We start from the raw sequence: 15372 nt of genomic DNA, 5'->3' as shown, positions 1-15372 counted from the left end.
CACCAACGGCAGGCACACCCGGCGGCGTTGACCGGCGACCACCGCGGGCCCGGCCAGAAACGCCCAGCCCAGGCGCAGCAACCGGTCCTCCTGGTGCAGCGCGTCGAACGCGGCGAGGTGCTGCACCTCGGCACGCGCGTGCCGGGGGGCGTTCCAGGTGATCGGCGCCTGCTCCCGCGTCGCCGTGATCGCCTGCCACCACGGGCCGTGGTCGCCGAGCCACAGCAGACCCGCGGCCTTGCTGAGGTCGAGCTGGACCTTCTGCGGCTGCTCGGCGGCGCTCAAGCGGGCCAGGGTGCGCAGGACAGCCGGAACGTTCACGGCGTCCATCGTGCCATCACGACCGATGACTCGATGGACGCCGCGTCACAGCAACGTCGAACAGTTAGAGCGTCAGGCTCCACGTGTCGATGGTGCCGACATCGGCGGTGGCCGCGTCACGGACCTGAAGCTTCCAGGTGCCGTTGCGCGTCTCCGACGACAGGTTGACCGTGAAGGTCTGGTCGATGTTGTCCGCGCTACCGCCCGCACGGTTGTGCAGCAGGTAGAGCGAACCGTCCGGCGCGACCAGGTTGACGATCAGGTCGCCCTTGTAGGTGTGCTTGATGTGCACCTCGACCTGGCTGGACGCCGACGCGGTGCCGGTGCAGCCCGAGAACGTGATCGACGACGTGACCGTCGAGTTGTCCGGGATGGCGACGTCGGTGCCGTTGGTCTGCTTGGCACAGGTCGCAGAGCCGACCGTCCACGTGAACGAGGTGCTGCCGGAACCACCTGCGGTGGCCGCGGCCGTCACGGTCACGTTGTACGTGCCCGCAACGGAAGCCGTGCCGGTGACCAGACCGGTGGACGACCCGATGGACAGGCCCGTCGGCAGACCGGTGGCCGACCACGTGTACGGCGCGGTGCCGCCGGACGCGGACAGCTGCAGGTTCGCCGAGCCGTTCAGCGCGGTCGTCTGAGCGCCGGGGTTGGTCACGGAGACGCCGGGAACGCCGCCGGTGTTGGTGCGCAGCAAGCGGTTCGCCGAGTTGGCACCGGGGTTGGTGACCTTGTTCGGGGTGGCCGCGGCGATGATCGCCGCCTGCACCTCGGCCGGGGTCTTGGACGGGTTGCCGGCGAGGTACAACGCGGCCGCACCGGCGACGTGCGGGGACGCCATGGACGTACCGCTCATCGTGGCCGAGCCGGTGTTGTTGTTGTACGACGCGGAAACGATGTCCTGGCCAGGTGCGAACAGGTCGCTGCACGTGCCGTACGAGGAGAACGACGCGCGGGCATCGGTGCGGGCCGTTGCCATGACGTTGATCGTCTCGGTGACGCGCTGCGGCGAGTACTTGCAGGAGTCGTCGTTGAAGTTGCCCGCCGCCACGACGTAGGTGACGCCGCGGCCGATCGACGCGCGGACGGCGTCGTCGAGCACACGGCTCGGCTCGTTCGCGGTTCCGGTGTAGAGGCTCATGTTCGCGACCGCCGGCAGGACGGCGTTCGCGGTGACCCAGTCGACGCCCGCCGCCTCGGTGGCCACGGAGCCGCCGCCGGCGCAGTTGAGCACGCGGACGGCCTTGAGCTTGACGCCCTTCGCCACACCGAACGTGGCGCCGCCGACCGTGCCGGACACGTGCGTGCCGTGGCCCTGGCAGTCCTTGCCGTTCTGGCCGTCGGTGAACGCGTCGAACCCGAACGTCGCCCGGCCACCGAAGTCGCTGTGGCTGTAGTTGATGCCGGTGTCGATCACGTACGCGGTGACGTTCGAGGCGTCGGTGCTGTAGCTGTACTTGTTGTCCAGCGGCAGATCAGCCTGGTCCGCGCGGTCGAGTCCCCACGACGGCGGGTTGAGCTGGTCCGTCAGCACCTGAACGGTCCGGTCCTGCTCCACATAGGCCACAGCCGGGTCGGCCGCCAGGCGCTTCGCCTGCTTCGCCGACATGTTCGCCGAGAAGCCCTTGAACGCGGCGCGGTAGGTGAAGCCGATCTTGCCGCCGTAGCGCGTGGCCAGATCGCCGGCGCGGCCGCCGACCTCCGCGCCGGTCATGGTGTTCTTGAGCACCACGATGTAGCTGTCCTGGACGGCGTTCGGCGCGCTCTCCGCGACGATCGGTCCCTCCGGTTGCGCGGCGGCAGCCTGTGGGAGCGCTAACACCGTTCCAACGGCGGCGATTGCCGCCACACCGAGCGTGCGCAGGGTGCGTTGTCTCATCACTGCTCCTTGATCGCAGGGAAACCGCGTGCGAACGCGGGCCGGCCCTCGACGGCCCTACAGATGCGTTCACACGCGGTTGCGAAACAGCGGTAGTCCGCTAGTGCGGACGTGATGAGTCTTTAGTTGCGACAACGATGAGAACAAGCGACTTTCGTACGGTTGTCAGCCGGCCAGCGCGAAAAGATCCTCCGGCTGACCCGACTGCTTCAGCTGGGCCAGGGACTGCTTCTCCAGCTGACGGATCCGCTCGCGGGTCAGTCCGAGCTCCTCGGCGACCTCCTGGAGCGTGCGGGCACGCCCGTCCTCCAGGCCGTACCGCAGGCGCATGATCCGGCCCTGCCGTGCGGGCAGGACGTCCAACAAGGACCGCACGCCCTCGGTGAACTCCTGCTGTTCCACGAATTCCGGCGCGGACACGCCGTCGATGTCCTGGATCAGGTCGCCCAGCACCGAGTCGCCCTCGTCGCCGACCGGCGTCTCCAGCGACACGCACGAGCGGGCCGCGTCGCGCAGGTCCTGCACGCGCGTCGGCGAGCACTTGGCCTCGGCGGCGATCTCGTCGATCGTGGCCTCACGCCCGAGTGCCGCGGACAGCTTCTGCCCGATCTTCTTGAGCTTGTTGACCTCCTCCACCACGTGCACCGGGAGGCGGACCGTGCGGGTCTGCTCTGCCAGACCCCGTTCGATCGCCTGACGGATCCACCACATGGCGTAGGTGGAGAACTTGTAGCCCTTGGCGTAGTCGAACTTCTCGACCGCGCGGATCAGCCCCAGGTTGCCCTCCTGGACCACGTCCAGGAACGGCAGGCCGCGGAACGAGTGCTTCTTCGCGACCGACACGACCAGGCGCAGGTTCGCGCGGATCATGTGGTCCTTGGCGCGCTCGCCCTCGGCGACGATCCGGCGCAGCAGCCGCGGGTCGCGCGTCGTGTCCCCGCTCAGCAGCAGGTGCGCGGCGTAGACCCCGGCCTCGATGCGCCTGGACAGGTCGACCTCTTCGGCCGCGGTGAGCAGCGGGGTGCCGCCCACGTCGCGCAGGTACTGGCCGACCAGGTCCGCGTCCTGCTGGCCGGACGCGCGGTTCTTCAGATCTGCAGGCATGACAAATCCCCCCGTTTCCGTTGGCAGGAGTGGCAGCCGGAAGTGGCTGCACCTATGTGTAACGGTTCAGAGGCCTTGGTCATTCCGCGGTTCGGGCTGTGACCTCAACCTCACCTGCGTGATCGCGTGGTGCTCGACCTCCAGCACCTCGATCTTCCAGCCGGAGACCTCCACCACGTCACCGGGTTCGTCCGGGATGCGGCCGAGGAGCACCAGTGCCAGACCGGCGATCGTCGAGTACGGACCGGGCGGCGCATCCCGCAGTTCGACGCCGACGTCCACCAGGTCGTGCACCGGGAACGTGCCGGGCAGTTCGATCGAACCGTCCGGTTCGGTCTTCACCGCCACCACGTCCGGGTCGGTCTCGTCGTAGATCTCGCCGACGATCTCCTCGAGCAGGTCCTCCAGCGTCACGATGCCGTCGACCGCGCCGTGCTCGTCGACCACGAGCGCCATCTGCTCGTGCTCGGCCTTCATGCGCCGCAACGCGTCCGCGACCCGCACCGAGTCCGGTAGCACCATCGGCGGGCGTGCCACGTCCGCCAGTTCCACCGCGTCGTCGAGCAGATCGCGCAGGTGCACCACACCGATCACGTCGTCCAGGTGGCCGTCCTTCGTCACCGGCGCCCGTGAGTGTCCCGACCTGGCCAAGACTTCCCGCGCGGTGGCGGTGTCCAAACCTGCTTCGAGGATCGTCACAAGTCGCCGCGGCACCAGCACCTCGCGCAGCCGCCGTTCGTGGATCTCCAGCGCGCCGGTCATGATCTCGCGCTGTTCGGGGTTCAGGTGCTGTTGCACCTCAACGAGATCACGCAGCTCCTCCGCCGACATCTGTTCCTCTTCGACGTCCGGGTTGCCGCCGAAGATCCGCACCACCAGGTCGGTCGCCTTGCTGAGCAACCACACGACGGGCCGTGACACGGCCGACAGCAGGTCCAGCGGGCGCGCGATGATCTTCGACCAGCGCACCGCGTACTGCATGGCCAGGCGCTTCGGAGCCAGTTCCCCGAACACCAGCGTCACAAACGTGAGAACAACGGTCACCAATGCGATCGCGACGCTGTTCGCCGCACCGCCGAGGAATTCCAGCAACGGCACGAGCGGCTGTGCGAGAGAGACGGCCGCTGTCGCCGAAGCGAGGAATCCGGACAGCGTGATGCCTATCTGGATGGTCGCGAAATACCTGTTCGGATCACGTGCGAGGCGCACGAGCGTGCGATGCCCTTCGCGTTCCAACGACCGTAGTTGACCTTCGCGCAACGACACCAATGCCATCTCGCTGCCGGCGAACGCCGCGTTGAGCAAAACCAATACCGAGACCAGCGCGAGGTTGAAGCCATAACCATCCACGAGTTTGGGGTAGCACGCGCAGTGGTAATTCGCACTCTGACGGCCATCTTGAGCAGCCAGGAGGGCCCGTGCCGAACGAGGTGGGGAGAGAGATGGACACCCCCGAGGTGCTGAGCGCCTCCACGAGGACCCTGTACACCTTGCCGGAGGAGGAGCCGGACCTCTCGGCGATGCGCTCGTGGATCAACACTTTGTTGCGGGATCTGCCGGAGGATCTGCTGCTCGACATCTTGCTCGTGTGCACGGAACTCGCGAGCAACTCGTACGAGCACGCCGATGGGCCTCGTAACGTGCGGGTCCAACGACATACCGACTTCATCCGGGTCGAGGTCGATGACCACACACCGGCAGAGCTTCCGCAGCTCGGCCGGTCACGGCTCGGTGACACCCGCGGACGCGGCCTGATCCTGATCGCGAATCTCTCTCGTTGCTGGGGCACACGCGAGTTCACCGGCGGCAAGACCGTCTGGGCGGAGGTGAACGCATAGATCGTCTGTGCGTTTCGCACAGTGAAGTCATGACACCGCGCGGATGGGTCTTGCGGGGAGTTGCCTCGACTCTCAACGTATGACAACTCACTCCGCAGTACGGCAGCTGGTGCGCCGCCCGGTGGTCCGGGCCCTGGCCGACCGCTGGCCGATGGTGATCGCGCTGGTCATCTCGTTCGACTTCTGGCAGGTGCCGCTGGTGCCTCCCACCTGGGCACTGCTGGCGATCCACGCCGCATACCTGTTCTGGGGCCGCCGGGCCCCGCGGGTGCAGCTCGTGGTGTTCGGTCTGTACCTCCTGCTGGCCGCCGCGGTGATCGTGGTGTCGCCGCACACCGGTGTACTGCTGATCGCTCTGGGATGGGGCGCGCACGCCGTGTGGGATCTCGTGCACCACATCCGCAACGCTGTCGTGCCGCGCTGGTGGTCGGAGTTCTGCGGGGTGTTCGACCTGGTCATCGCGGTCACGATCCTGCTGAAGTGGCTCTAGGCTGATGGCGATGAACGATCTGCCGCACTCCGCGCTGCGCGGGACGCTGCACCTGCTGTGGATGGGGTCCCTGGTCGTGCCGCTGCTGGCGGTGCTGCGCGAGCCGTCGCCGATGCGCTGGATCGGGATCCTCGGCCTGCTGGTGCTGGCCGTCGCGTACGCCCTGGCGTTGCGGGAAGCCAAGGTCTGGGTGCTCGTCGCCGCTGTCGCGCTCTCGATTCCGCTGGTGGCGCCGTTCGGTCCGGACGAGCTGTCGACGTGGGCGTGGATCGGTGGCGGTGCGGCCGGGTTCGCGCCCCTGCTGCTGAGCGGTGTGTGGCGGTGGATGGCGGCGATCGGCGCGGTCACCCTGTCCGGGGTGGTCGGGTTCTTCGTGACCCGTGACCAGCAGACGTACCAGTGGATCGCGATCGCGGTCGGCGCGACGATCGTCGCGATGGCCGGGCTGCCGATGTGGTTCGCCGGGTTGCTGGCGCAGGCGAGGGCCGGGCGCGAGGCCCAGGCGGAGCTGGCGGTGAGCGAGGAACGGCTGCGGTTCGCCCGTGACGTGCACGACCTGCTCGGCCACCGGCTGACCGTGATCGCGCTGAAGTCCGAGCTGGCAGGGCGGCTCGCGTCGACCGACCCCGAACGCTCGTCCTCGGAGGCCTTCGAGGCGCAGCGGCTGGCATCGTCGGCGCTGGAGGAGGTGCGTGACGCCGTGCACGGCTATCGCGCGGTGAACCTGCCCGAACAGCTGGAGGCCGTCCGGAACGTCATGCAGGAAGCAGGTATCCGGTGCACCGTCTCGGACGTACCGGTGGACGGGGAAGGCGCCACGCAGCTCGCCCTGGCGCTGCGTGAGGCGTGCACCAACGTGCTGCGGCACAGCCACGCGACGTGGTGCATGATCGACGTCGCTGTCGCTGAGGAGACCGGGGAGGTGCGGATGACCGTCACGAACGACGGCGCCGGTCCTGGCCCTTCCCGCGAGGGCAACGGCATCCGCGGCATGACCGAACGACTGGTCGCGGTCGGCGGCCAGGTCACCGTCGAACGGGCCGCCGACGAGTTCACGCTGCAGGTCGTGGTGCCCGCGTGATCAGAGTGCTGCTGGCCGACGACGAGGAACTGATCCGCGACGCCCTGGCGGCGTTGCTGGACCTGGAACCGGATCTCGAGGTGGTGGCCCGAGCGGGCGACGGCCGGGCAGCCGTCGAGGCCGCGCGCGCCCACCGCCCGGACGTGGCCGTGGTGGACCTGCAGATGCCGGAACTGGACGGCCTGGAGGTGACGGAGGAGCTGGCGCGCGTGCTGCCGGCGTGCGCGGTGGTGATCCTGACCGGCCGCGGCCGCCCACCGCACCTGCAGCAGGCCCTGCACGCGGGCGCGAAGGGCTTCCTGCCCAAGGGATCCCCCGGCGGCACCCTGGCGGACGTGATCCGCCGCGTGCACGCCGGTTCGCGCTGGGTGGACCCGGCCCTGGCCGCCGACGCGCTGGCCGCGCCACCGTGCCCGCTGACGCAGCGGGAGCTGGAAGTGTTGCGGTTGAGCGAGTTCGGCACTCCGGTGGCGGAGATCGCGTCCCGCACCTCGTTGTCCGCCGGCACCGTGCGCAACCACCTGTCGGCGGTGGTCGCGAAGCTCGGTGCGGCGAACCGTTCCGAGGCGTTCCAGCTCGCGCACGAGCACGGCTGGCTCTAGTTCCGTGGCACTAACGGCGCAGGCAGGCCGGCACGGTGAGTGTGGTCGGCTGGCCGTCCGTCAACGTGCGGACGCTCGCGCCGAGCAGCAGGTCGCCCGCCTTGTCCAGCACGGCGCGAGCGACCCTGCTCCGGTCCTCACCCCGTTCGAGCACGCGCATGATCCGGGTTCCCGTGTCGACCGCCTTCGTCCAGGCCTTCGATCGCGGCACCTCCAGCCAGTCCGCGACCTCCTCGTCGACGACCTGGCGCACCATCGCCGCCACGACGCCGTCGAAAGCCCTGCCGGGTATGAACTTCTCGTACAGCTCGATGAGGTTCCTGGTGAGCACGATGCCCTCGTCGGACGGCGCGTACGAGGCGCGCACAAGGCTCGCGCTGAGTTCTTCGGCCTGTCGCAACGATTCCGGCATGACGTCCGGCCGGATGCCGAGCACCGCGCCGGCGACGCGCCAGACGTGGTAGTAGTCCTCGGCCTCGGTTTCGGTGACGGAGACGCCGATGCGGCGCATCCCGTCGATCACCTGGACGGAGAAGATCAGCAGTGCGCCCAGCAGGTCCTGCTGGCACACCGGAACGCCGTCCTCGTCGTGATCCCATTCCGGCGACCGGCCGACGAAGTACCGGACCGCGGCGTGGATCAGGCGGGTCTTCTGGATCGTCGGCACGAACGAGCCACCTGTGCCGAAAGCGTTGGGCGCCATCATGTTCAGCACGAACTGCGAGGTCTCCGACAACCTTCGGTGCGGCTGGTTCAGCCGGTGCGTGAGGGTGAGGACCCTGGACGGCCGCGGCTGCGCGTAGCAGTTGACCATCGCGCCGAACGACAGCACCGACGCCACGTGCACGCCGTCGTCGATGAAGAACTCGTGCGCGCGGGCAACGCGTTCCTCGTCCATCCAGGCGGGCGGTTCGTCCGTGGCGATCAGGTACTCCCGGACACTTCCCGGCAGGTTCTCCGGAATCGGCTCGTCGTTGCCGCGGAACTCCTGCAGCACCCGGTTGACCTCGTTCAGGCTGCCGCTCCCGACCAGGTCCGCGATCACGGCGTCGGCAAGCGGGTCACCCTCGTACTTCAGCGCGTGCAGGTCCACCGGGCGAGCGTAGGGGCGCGTTCGCTGGCCTGATCCCGGTGATCACCTCTTCGGCCCAGTGATTCCACACGTTCTGGTTGCCTGGCGGGGTTGGAACGACGCGTCGTGGTGATGCGGCTCAGTTCGTCCTGTCCGGTGAGGTGAGCAGGTCGAGCGCGTGCTTGCGGTGCTCCGCGAACAACTTCAGCGCGCCCTCCACGTTGCCGAGCCGCAGCGCTGCCACCAGATCGCGGTGCTCCGACCGGATCTGCTCCAGATACCCGTCCGTGCTCACGTTCACCCGCGTGATCAGGAACAGGTGCACCTGCGACCGGATCGCCTCCCACGCTTGAACCAGCCGTGAGTGCGCGGCGGCCGCATACACCGCGTCGTGGAACGCAATGTCGCACCGCACCATCTCGTGTGCGGTCGTGGCACGGTCCATCTCGGCGGCGGCCTTCTCGATCTCGTCCAGGGAACCGCCGACAGCCACGACCCTGCGGACGGCCAAGGTCTCCAGGGCGCCTCGCAGGCTGTCCAGTTCGGCGACGTCCTGGGCCGACAGCACGGCCACGGTGGCGCCGCGGTGCCACTCGGCGCGGACGAGCCCCTCGCCTTCCAGCGAACGGATCGCTTCCCGAACCGGACCGCGGCTGACCTCCAGGGCCTCCGACAGCTCCACCTCGCGCAGGGCGGTGCCCGGCGGGTAGCGGCCGTCGAAGATCGCCTCGCGGATCACGTCCGCGACTTCGCTGCTCAGACCCCTGCGGCGGGCCGGTCCCAAAGTCACGATGCAATGTTAACAAGCGCAATGTTAACAAGCACACAAGGCGGCGCCTTGTAGGAATGTTAACATCCGGACATGCCGAACATCCCACGCTTCCACCTGGCCATGCCCGTCGACGACCTGAACGCCGCCCGCCACTTCTACGGCGAGACGCTCGGCCTGGAGCAGGGCCGCAGCTCCGACACGTGGATCGACTGGAACCTGCACGGCCACCAGTTCGTCACGCACCTCGCGCCGAAGACCGAGCGGGTCAGCAACCCCGTCGACGGCCACGACGTGCCGGTCCCCCACTTCGGGCTCGTACTGACCGTCGACGACTTCCACACTCTCGCGGGCAAGCTCACGAACGCCGGCACGAAGTTCGTCATCGAGCCGTACGTGCGGTTCAAGGGTGAGCCCGGCGAGCAGTGGACGATGTTCCTGCTGGACCCGGCCGGCAACGCGCTGGAGTTCAAAGCCTTCGCGGACGACTCCCAGGTGTTCGCTGTCTGATTCGGGGTCTGATGCGCGGTCTGAGCGGAGCCGGCTTGAGCGGCGCAGGGTAAAGAACACCCAAAAATCTTGCACGACGCGCAAGTTTCTGTAGCGTGGAGGTGACGCCGAGCCACGTCCCGGTCACACCGGGTCAGACAGGGAGAGGCCATGACCACGGCCGAGCGGCAGCGCAGCGCTCAGGAGCTCATCCGTCCGCAGCTGCCCGCCGAACTCACCGAGAAGCGCGACGGGTGCCCGTTCGACCCGGCCACCGGGCTGACCGAGTTGAGCGGGCACGGGCGCATCCACCGGATCGAGCACAACGGCGACACCGTCTGGCTCGTCACCGGGCACGACGAGGCGCGGGCGGTGCTGGCCGAGCCGAAGATGAGCTCGGACCGGATCAACAGCCCGCGGGCGCGCAGGCTCATCTCGCCGGAGCTGCACGCCGAGCTGTTCCCGCCGGAGCGCAGAGCCGGGTCGTTCATCTTCATGGACGCCCCCGAGCACACCCGCTACCGCAGGCTGCTGACCGGGCAGTTCACCGTGCGCAGGATGCGGGACCTGGCGCCGCGCGTGCTCGAGATCGTCACCGCCCAGCTCGACGCCATGATCGAGAAGGGAGCGCCGGCCGATCTAGTGCACGACTTCGCGCTACCGGTGCCGTCGCTGGTGATCTGTGAGCTGCTGGGCGTCGACTACGGCGACCGCGAGGAGTTCCAGCGCCGCACGTCCAAACTGCTCAGTCTCAACACGACGGTCGACGAGCAGATCAAGAACACCACCGAGCTGCGCCGCTTCATGCAGACGCTGGTCCGCGACAAGCAGGCGAACCCCGGCGACGACCTGTTGTCCGGACTCGTGCGCGACACCGACCTCAACGAGGACGAGCTGGTCGGCATCGCGAACCTGCTGCTCATCGCGGGCCACGAGACGACGGCGAACATGCTGGCGCTCGGCACGTTCGCGCTGCTCGAGCACCCGGAGGAGTTCACCAAACTGCGGGAGCGTCCCGAGCTGATCGACAACGCCGTCGAGGAGCTGCTGCGGTACCTGTCGATCATCAGCATGGGCGTCGCACGGCACGCGACGGAGGACGTCGTGATCGGCGGCGCCACTATCAAGGCCGGTGAGACGGTCGTGGTGTCGGTGCCCGCGGTCAACCGCGACGAGAGCCAGTACGACGATCCGCACGAGCTGCGGGTCGACCGGCCGCGGGGCCACCACGTCGCGTTCGGGCACGGCATCCACCAGTGCCTCGGCCAGCAGCTCGCGCGCGTGGAGATGACCGTCGGATTCACCGAGCTGTTGCGCAGGTTGCCGACGCTCAAGCTCGCCGTGCCCGCCGACGAGGTGCCGCTGCGGACCGACATGTCGATCTACGGCGTGCACTCCCTGCCGGTCACGTGGTGAACGCGCTCACCTGGTGAAACCGGAGCCGAGCTGGTCGATCATCCGTTTGACCAGCTCGGCGGCCGTGTACCGCTCGGCGGCGGACGGCGTGTCGAGCCACCACTGCACGACCGCGCGCAACGACGCGAGGATCGCCGAGGCCGTCACCGCCGGATACGGGTCCTGACCAGGATCAACGCCGCACCGCACCGCGATCGCCGCGGTCAGCTCCTGCTCACGTGCCGAGTAGGCGGCGAAGACGTACGGCAGCAGCGCGGGGTGCCGGCGCAGTTCGCGCAGCCCGCGCAGCCGTTCGAGATCGACGTGTCGCGGATAGACCGAGTGGAGCGCTTCACGCAAGGCGACCAGCACCGACTCGTCCAGCGGCCGCGCGGCGAACTCACGCACCAACGTCTCGGCCATCACCGTGTCGCCGGCCATGACCGCTTCCTCTTTCGAGGAGAAGTAGTTGAAGAACGTCCGCAGCGACACCCCGGCGGTCCGCGCGATCTGCTCGACCGTGACCCGGTCGTAGCCGTGTTCGACGCAGAGGCTCCACGCGGCATCACCCAGCGCCACCTTGGTCGCAGCCTTCTTGCGTTCACGCAGGCCCGTCATGGCGGAAAGATTAAAGCGTACCGGAAATTGGTATAGACCTTGTCACCCACGTGAGCACCCCATTACCTTCCGTGAGAACGCTCTCACAGACCTACGGAGGACCGGGTGCGCTTACTCGGAGTCGTCGTACTGGCCGGAGCCCTGCTCACCGCCGGCCAGGCACATGCCGCTCCCACACGAGCAGCAGCAACCGCACCAACGGTCACCCTGATCACGGGCGACCAGGTGCTCGCCGGCCACCGGGCAGTCAGACCGGCGCCCGGCCGTGAGCGCGCGACGTTCACCACCTACACCGCGCAGGGCCACGAGTACGTGGTGCCCGACGACGCCATGCCGATGATCGCGGCCGGCCGCCTCGACGAGCGCCTGTTCGACGTCACCGAGCTCGCCACCTACGGCGGCGCCCTGCCCGTGATCGTCACCTACCCCGAAGGCACCGCTCGCGCCCAGAGCGCGGGCCTCCAGTTGCCCAGCATCAACGGCGTCGCCTTCGACGCGGCCAGGACGCCGATTGCCGGAATGTCAACAACCAGCATGTCAACAAGCGGAATGTCAACATTCGACATGTCGACATCCGGCATCAAGAAAATCTGGCTCGACGCGAAGCGCAAGGCGAACCTGGACCGCAGCGTCGCCCAGATCAACGCCCCCGCCGCCTACGACGCGGGCCTCACCGGCAAGGACATCACGGTCGCCGTCCTCGACACCGGCGTCGACCAGTCCCACCCGGACCTGGCCGACCGCGAGATCGGCGAGCGCAACTTCACCAACTCCCCCGACGCGGGCGATCACTACGGCCATGGCACGCACGTCGCGTCGATCATCGCGGGCACCGGCGCGAAGAGCGGCGGCAAGTACCACGGCGTCGCGCCGGGCGCGCGCATCCTCGACGTGAAGGTGCTGGGCGACAACGGTTCCGGCCAGGACAGCGGGATCATCGCCGGCATGGAGTGGGCGGCCGAGCAGGGCGCCCAGATCATCAACATGAGCCTCGGCGGCTACGACACGCCCGAAATCGAGCCCCTCGAAGAGGCCGTCAACCGCCTCAGCGCCGACAAGGGCACGCTGTTCGTGATCGCCGCCGGCAACAGCGGCCCGAACGCGCGCACCCTCGGCTCGCCCGGCACCGCCGACGCCGCCCTCACCGTCGGCGCGGTCGACGACCAGAACCAGATCGCGGAGTTCTCGAGCCGCGGCCCGACCCAGGCCGGCACGCTCAAGCCCGACCTCACCGCGCCGGGCGTCGGCATCGTCGCCGCCCTGCACTCCGACGGCAGGATCGGCCCGCCCGTCGCCGACGGCTACACCTCGCTCGACGGCACCTCGATGGCCACCCCGCACGTCGCGGGTGCCGCGGCCCTCCTGCGCCAGCAGCACCCGGACCTGACCGGCGCCCAGCTCAAGGCCCGCCTCACCGGCAGCACCACGCCCACCGCGAAGCTGACCCCGTTCGAACAGGGCTCCGGCCGCGTCGACGTCGCCAAGCTGATCAAGCAGAACGTGACCTCGAACCCGACCAGCCTCAGCTTCGGCGCGCACCAATGGCCGCACACCAGCAAACCCGCGCTGACCAAGGAGATCACCTACAGCAACGCGGGCACCGAGCCCGTCACGCTCGACCTCACCACCGACACCAACGGCTCGCTGTTCAGCGTCTCCCCCGCCAAACTCACCGTGCCCGCGGGCGGCTCCGCGACCGCCACCGTCACCGCGGACATCGCCAAGCAGCCCAACGGCGGTGTGATCGGCGGCGCGGTCGTCGCGAACGGCGTCCGCACAGCCGTGGTCGTCGACCTGGAAACCGAAAGCTACGACGTCAAGATCACCGGCGTCGAACGCTCCGGCGTCGCCACCACCTCGACCTTCGCGTTCCTGATCAACGTCGACACCGGCACCCGCGTCTGGCCGAACAACACGACCGGCGTGGCCCGCCTCGCCAAGGGCCGCTACATCCTCAACGGCAGCGTCATGTCGTCGAGCGGCGCTTACACCCACGACGTGATCAACTACCCGAACCTCACCATCACCGGTGCCACCACGATCGACCTGGACGCCCGCCAAGCCAAGCCGGTCCAGGTGAAACTCCCGGTCGCCGCACAACTCTCGTTGCTGCAGACCGGTTTCGAACGTGTCGTCAACGGCACCGCCTACACCATCGGCAACTTCTCGGTCGGCGGCGTCATCGACCACCTGGGCGTCGCGAGCCTCGGCCCCGACTCGAACGAGGTCACCGGCAAGACCGCGACCTTCTGGAACGCGGGCCCAGACTTCTACGGCCTCGCCTGGTACCAGAAGGGTTCCGCACCGAAGGGCCTGACCAAGGCCATCGCGAAGCGGGACCTGGCGTCCGTCAAGGTAGACATGCCCGCACTCCAGCCAGGCCAGAACGCCACCATCGGCCACACCTCGGCACCAGAAGGCCGCGCCGACTGGGGCTACGGCTCACTCGACAACCTGGCAGCCGGCCAGCGCACCGAGTACTACGGCGGCGAGGGCGGCGACTGGTCACGCAGGTTCAACCTGTTCAACGAAAACGGCTTCGCCGGCGCACTGGTAGGCCCGCTCAGGCACTACCGCCCAGGCAAGTCCTACGTGGAACCGTTCAACCGCGCGGTCTTCGGCCCCGCCCTACCCGAAGCCCGCGACATCCCGCACACGTTCCGCACCGGCGACCTGATGCGAATCACCGTCCCCCTCTACGGCGACAACGCCGGCAACGAGGGCTACGGCCCGGTCACCGAAGCCAAAACCACCCTTTACCGCAACGGCACCAAGGCCGGCGAAACCGCCGAGGCAGGCTGGGGCCTGTTCGACGTAGAACCCGGCGCCGCCAGCTACCGCGTAGAAACCACCGCAACCCGCGACACCCCTTTGAGCACCACGGTGTCCGGCACCTGGACGTTCCGCAGCGACACCACAACCAAACAAACCGCACTGCCCTTGTCCGTAATCCGCTTCACCCCACAACTCGACGACACCGGCACCGCCCGCGCCGGCCAAATGCTCGCCGTGCCAATCTCAACCCAATCCCAAACCGGCTCAGTGCACGTCACCTCCGTCGAGGTGTCCTACGACGCCGGCAAGACCTGGCGCCGCACCCCCATCACCCTGGGCCGCGTACTCCTGGCCCACCCCAAGGACGCCAAGTCGGTCTCCTTGCGCGCCAAGGCATCCGGCACCGGCCAAACCGTGGAGCAGACCATAATCAACGCCTACCTGCTCCACTGACGACCGGCCCGCGCGCTCCCAGCCCACAAGGCAACCGAGCGCGCGGGCCTCCCACCACGCCTCCCCAGCTCCACCCGACGGCCCCATCACCCGGACGAGTGAACTCAGTCCCGATCCACGCCCGGCGCCGTCAAGTAGATGTCCTGAATGCATGATCGTCCACCTCCCCGCAGGAGGAAGGGGCGGGCGGCGGCGGCCAGGTCGGGACACGAGGGCCAACACAGGCGACACAAACGAAGACGCAAACGTTGGTACGAACGGACATGCGAACGGTGGTGGTGAACGGGCCCAGCCAGGCAGCGCGGCCAGAGGAGCCGGACGCGGGGAACCCTTGAGCCGACCGGAGATCAGGGCGACACGACCCGCCAGCCAGTGGACACGGATGCCAGAATGGGCACCGGCGAGCGAAGGGGGCGCGAGCGAGCGGCGCAACGGACCCGAGCTCGTGTGAGGGACGCGAGCGACGCGAGTGCGTGTGAGGCACTC

General features: G+C 68.4%; 14 protein-coding genes. 7 read left to right on the top strand and 7 right to left on the bottom strand.

The genetic code is table 11. The features are described 5' to 3' along the window. The 4 genes from ACWGE0_RS29585 to ACWGE0_RS29570 all read right to left on the bottom strand — a co-directional run. On the bottom strand, positions 1-321 hold a 321-nt coding region (locus tag ACWGE0_RS29585), incomplete at its 3' end, for a hypothetical protein (protein ID WP_452264175.1). A 64-nt stretch (positions 322-385) separates the two neighbouring features. Further along, a complete protein-coding gene (locus tag ACWGE0_RS29580; RefSeq protein ID WP_452264174.1) occupies positions 386-2200 on the bottom strand; it encodes a S8 family peptidase in 1815 nt (604 codons plus the stop codon). A gap of 165 nt (positions 2201-2365) precedes the next feature. Next, the gene (locus tag ACWGE0_RS29575) at positions 2366-3304 is read right to left on the bottom strand and encodes a sigma-70 family RNA polymerase sigma factor (protein WP_452264173.1); all 939 of its coding nucleotides are present in this window, start codon (positions 3302-3304) and stop codon (positions 2366-2368) included. A 66-nt stretch (positions 3305-3370) separates the two neighbouring features. Then, entirely contained in the window at positions 3371-4654 is a 1284-nt protein-coding gene (locus ACWGE0_RS29570) for a hemolysin family protein (RefSeq protein ID WP_452264172.1), read from the bottom strand. A gap of 92 nt (positions 4655-4746) precedes the next feature. On the opposite strand from ACWGE0_RS29570, the gene ACWGE0_RS29565 reads away from it, so the two are divergent. The 4 genes from ACWGE0_RS29565 (at position 4747) to ACWGE0_RS29550 (ending at position 7315) form a co-directional block, all read left to right on the top strand. After that, the gene (locus ACWGE0_RS29565) at positions 4747-5142 is read left to right on the top strand and encodes an ATP-binding protein (RefSeq protein WP_452264171.1); all 396 of its coding nucleotides are present in this window, start codon (positions 4747-4749) and stop codon (positions 5140-5142) included. A gap of 79 nt (positions 5143-5221) precedes the next feature. Continuing rightward, positions 5222-5632 carry a hypothetical protein gene (locus ACWGE0_RS29560; RefSeq protein ID WP_452264170.1) on the top strand — a complete coding sequence of 137 codons (411 nt, stop codon included), beginning with the start codon at positions 5222-5224 and terminating at the stop codon, positions 5630-5632. A 10-nt stretch (positions 5633-5642) separates the two neighbouring features. Beyond that, positions 5643-6713, top strand: a complete 1071-nt coding sequence (locus ACWGE0_RS29555) for a sensor histidine kinase (protein WP_452264169.1) — start codon at positions 5643-5645, stop codon at positions 6711-6713. Beyond that, positions 6710-7315, top strand: a complete 606-nt coding sequence (locus tag ACWGE0_RS29550) for a response regulator (protein ID WP_452264168.1) — start codon at positions 6710-6712, stop codon at positions 7313-7315. Before ACWGE0_RS29555 ends, ACWGE0_RS29550 begins: the two co-directional genes overlap by 4 nt. 10 nt (positions 7316-7325) lie before the next feature. On the opposite strand, the gene ACWGE0_RS29545 is transcribed toward ACWGE0_RS29550, so the two are convergent. Further along, on the bottom strand, positions 7326-8408 hold the full coding sequence (locus ACWGE0_RS29545) for an oxygenase MpaB family protein (RefSeq protein WP_452264167.1): 1083 nt from the start codon (positions 8406-8408) through the stop codon (positions 7326-7328). A 118-nt stretch (positions 8409-8526) separates the two neighbouring features. Further along, positions 8527-9177: a GntR family transcriptional regulator gene (locus tag ACWGE0_RS29540; protein ID WP_452264166.1), complete on the bottom strand. Its 651-nt coding sequence runs from the start codon at positions 9175-9177 to the stop codon at positions 8527-8529. 72 nt (positions 9178-9249) lie between these two features. Between ACWGE0_RS29540 and ACWGE0_RS29535 the strand changes: the two genes are divergently transcribed. After that, positions 9250-9666 carry a VOC family protein gene (locus tag ACWGE0_RS29535; RefSeq protein WP_452264165.1) on the top strand — a complete coding sequence of 139 codons (417 nt, stop codon included), beginning with the start codon at positions 9250-9252 and terminating at the stop codon, positions 9664-9666. 150 nt (positions 9667-9816) lie between these two features. Then, positions 9817-11061: a cytochrome P450 gene (locus ACWGE0_RS29530; protein WP_452264164.1), complete on the top strand. Its 1245-nt coding sequence runs from the start codon at positions 9817-9819 to the stop codon at positions 11059-11061. Between the two features lie 6 nt (positions 11062-11067). Here ACWGE0_RS29530 and ACWGE0_RS29525 read toward each other — a convergent pair whose 3' ends face one another. Further along, the gene (locus ACWGE0_RS29525) at positions 11068-11658 is read right to left on the bottom strand and encodes a TetR/AcrR family transcriptional regulator (RefSeq protein WP_452264163.1); all 591 of its coding nucleotides are present in this window, start codon (positions 11656-11658) and stop codon (positions 11068-11070) included. Between the two features lie 105 nt (positions 11659-11763). On the opposite strand from ACWGE0_RS29525, the gene ACWGE0_RS29520 reads away from it, so the two are divergent. Next, positions 11764-14886, top strand: coding sequence for a S8 family peptidase (locus ACWGE0_RS29520; RefSeq protein WP_452264162.1), 3123 nt, complete (start codon positions 11764-11766; stop codon positions 14884-14886). The last annotated feature ends 486 nt before the right edge of the window (positions 14887-15372 follow it).

The organism is Lentzea sp. NPDC054927 (assembly GCF_053610285.1).
This window is presented reverse-complemented; position numbering and strand designations above follow the sequence as displayed.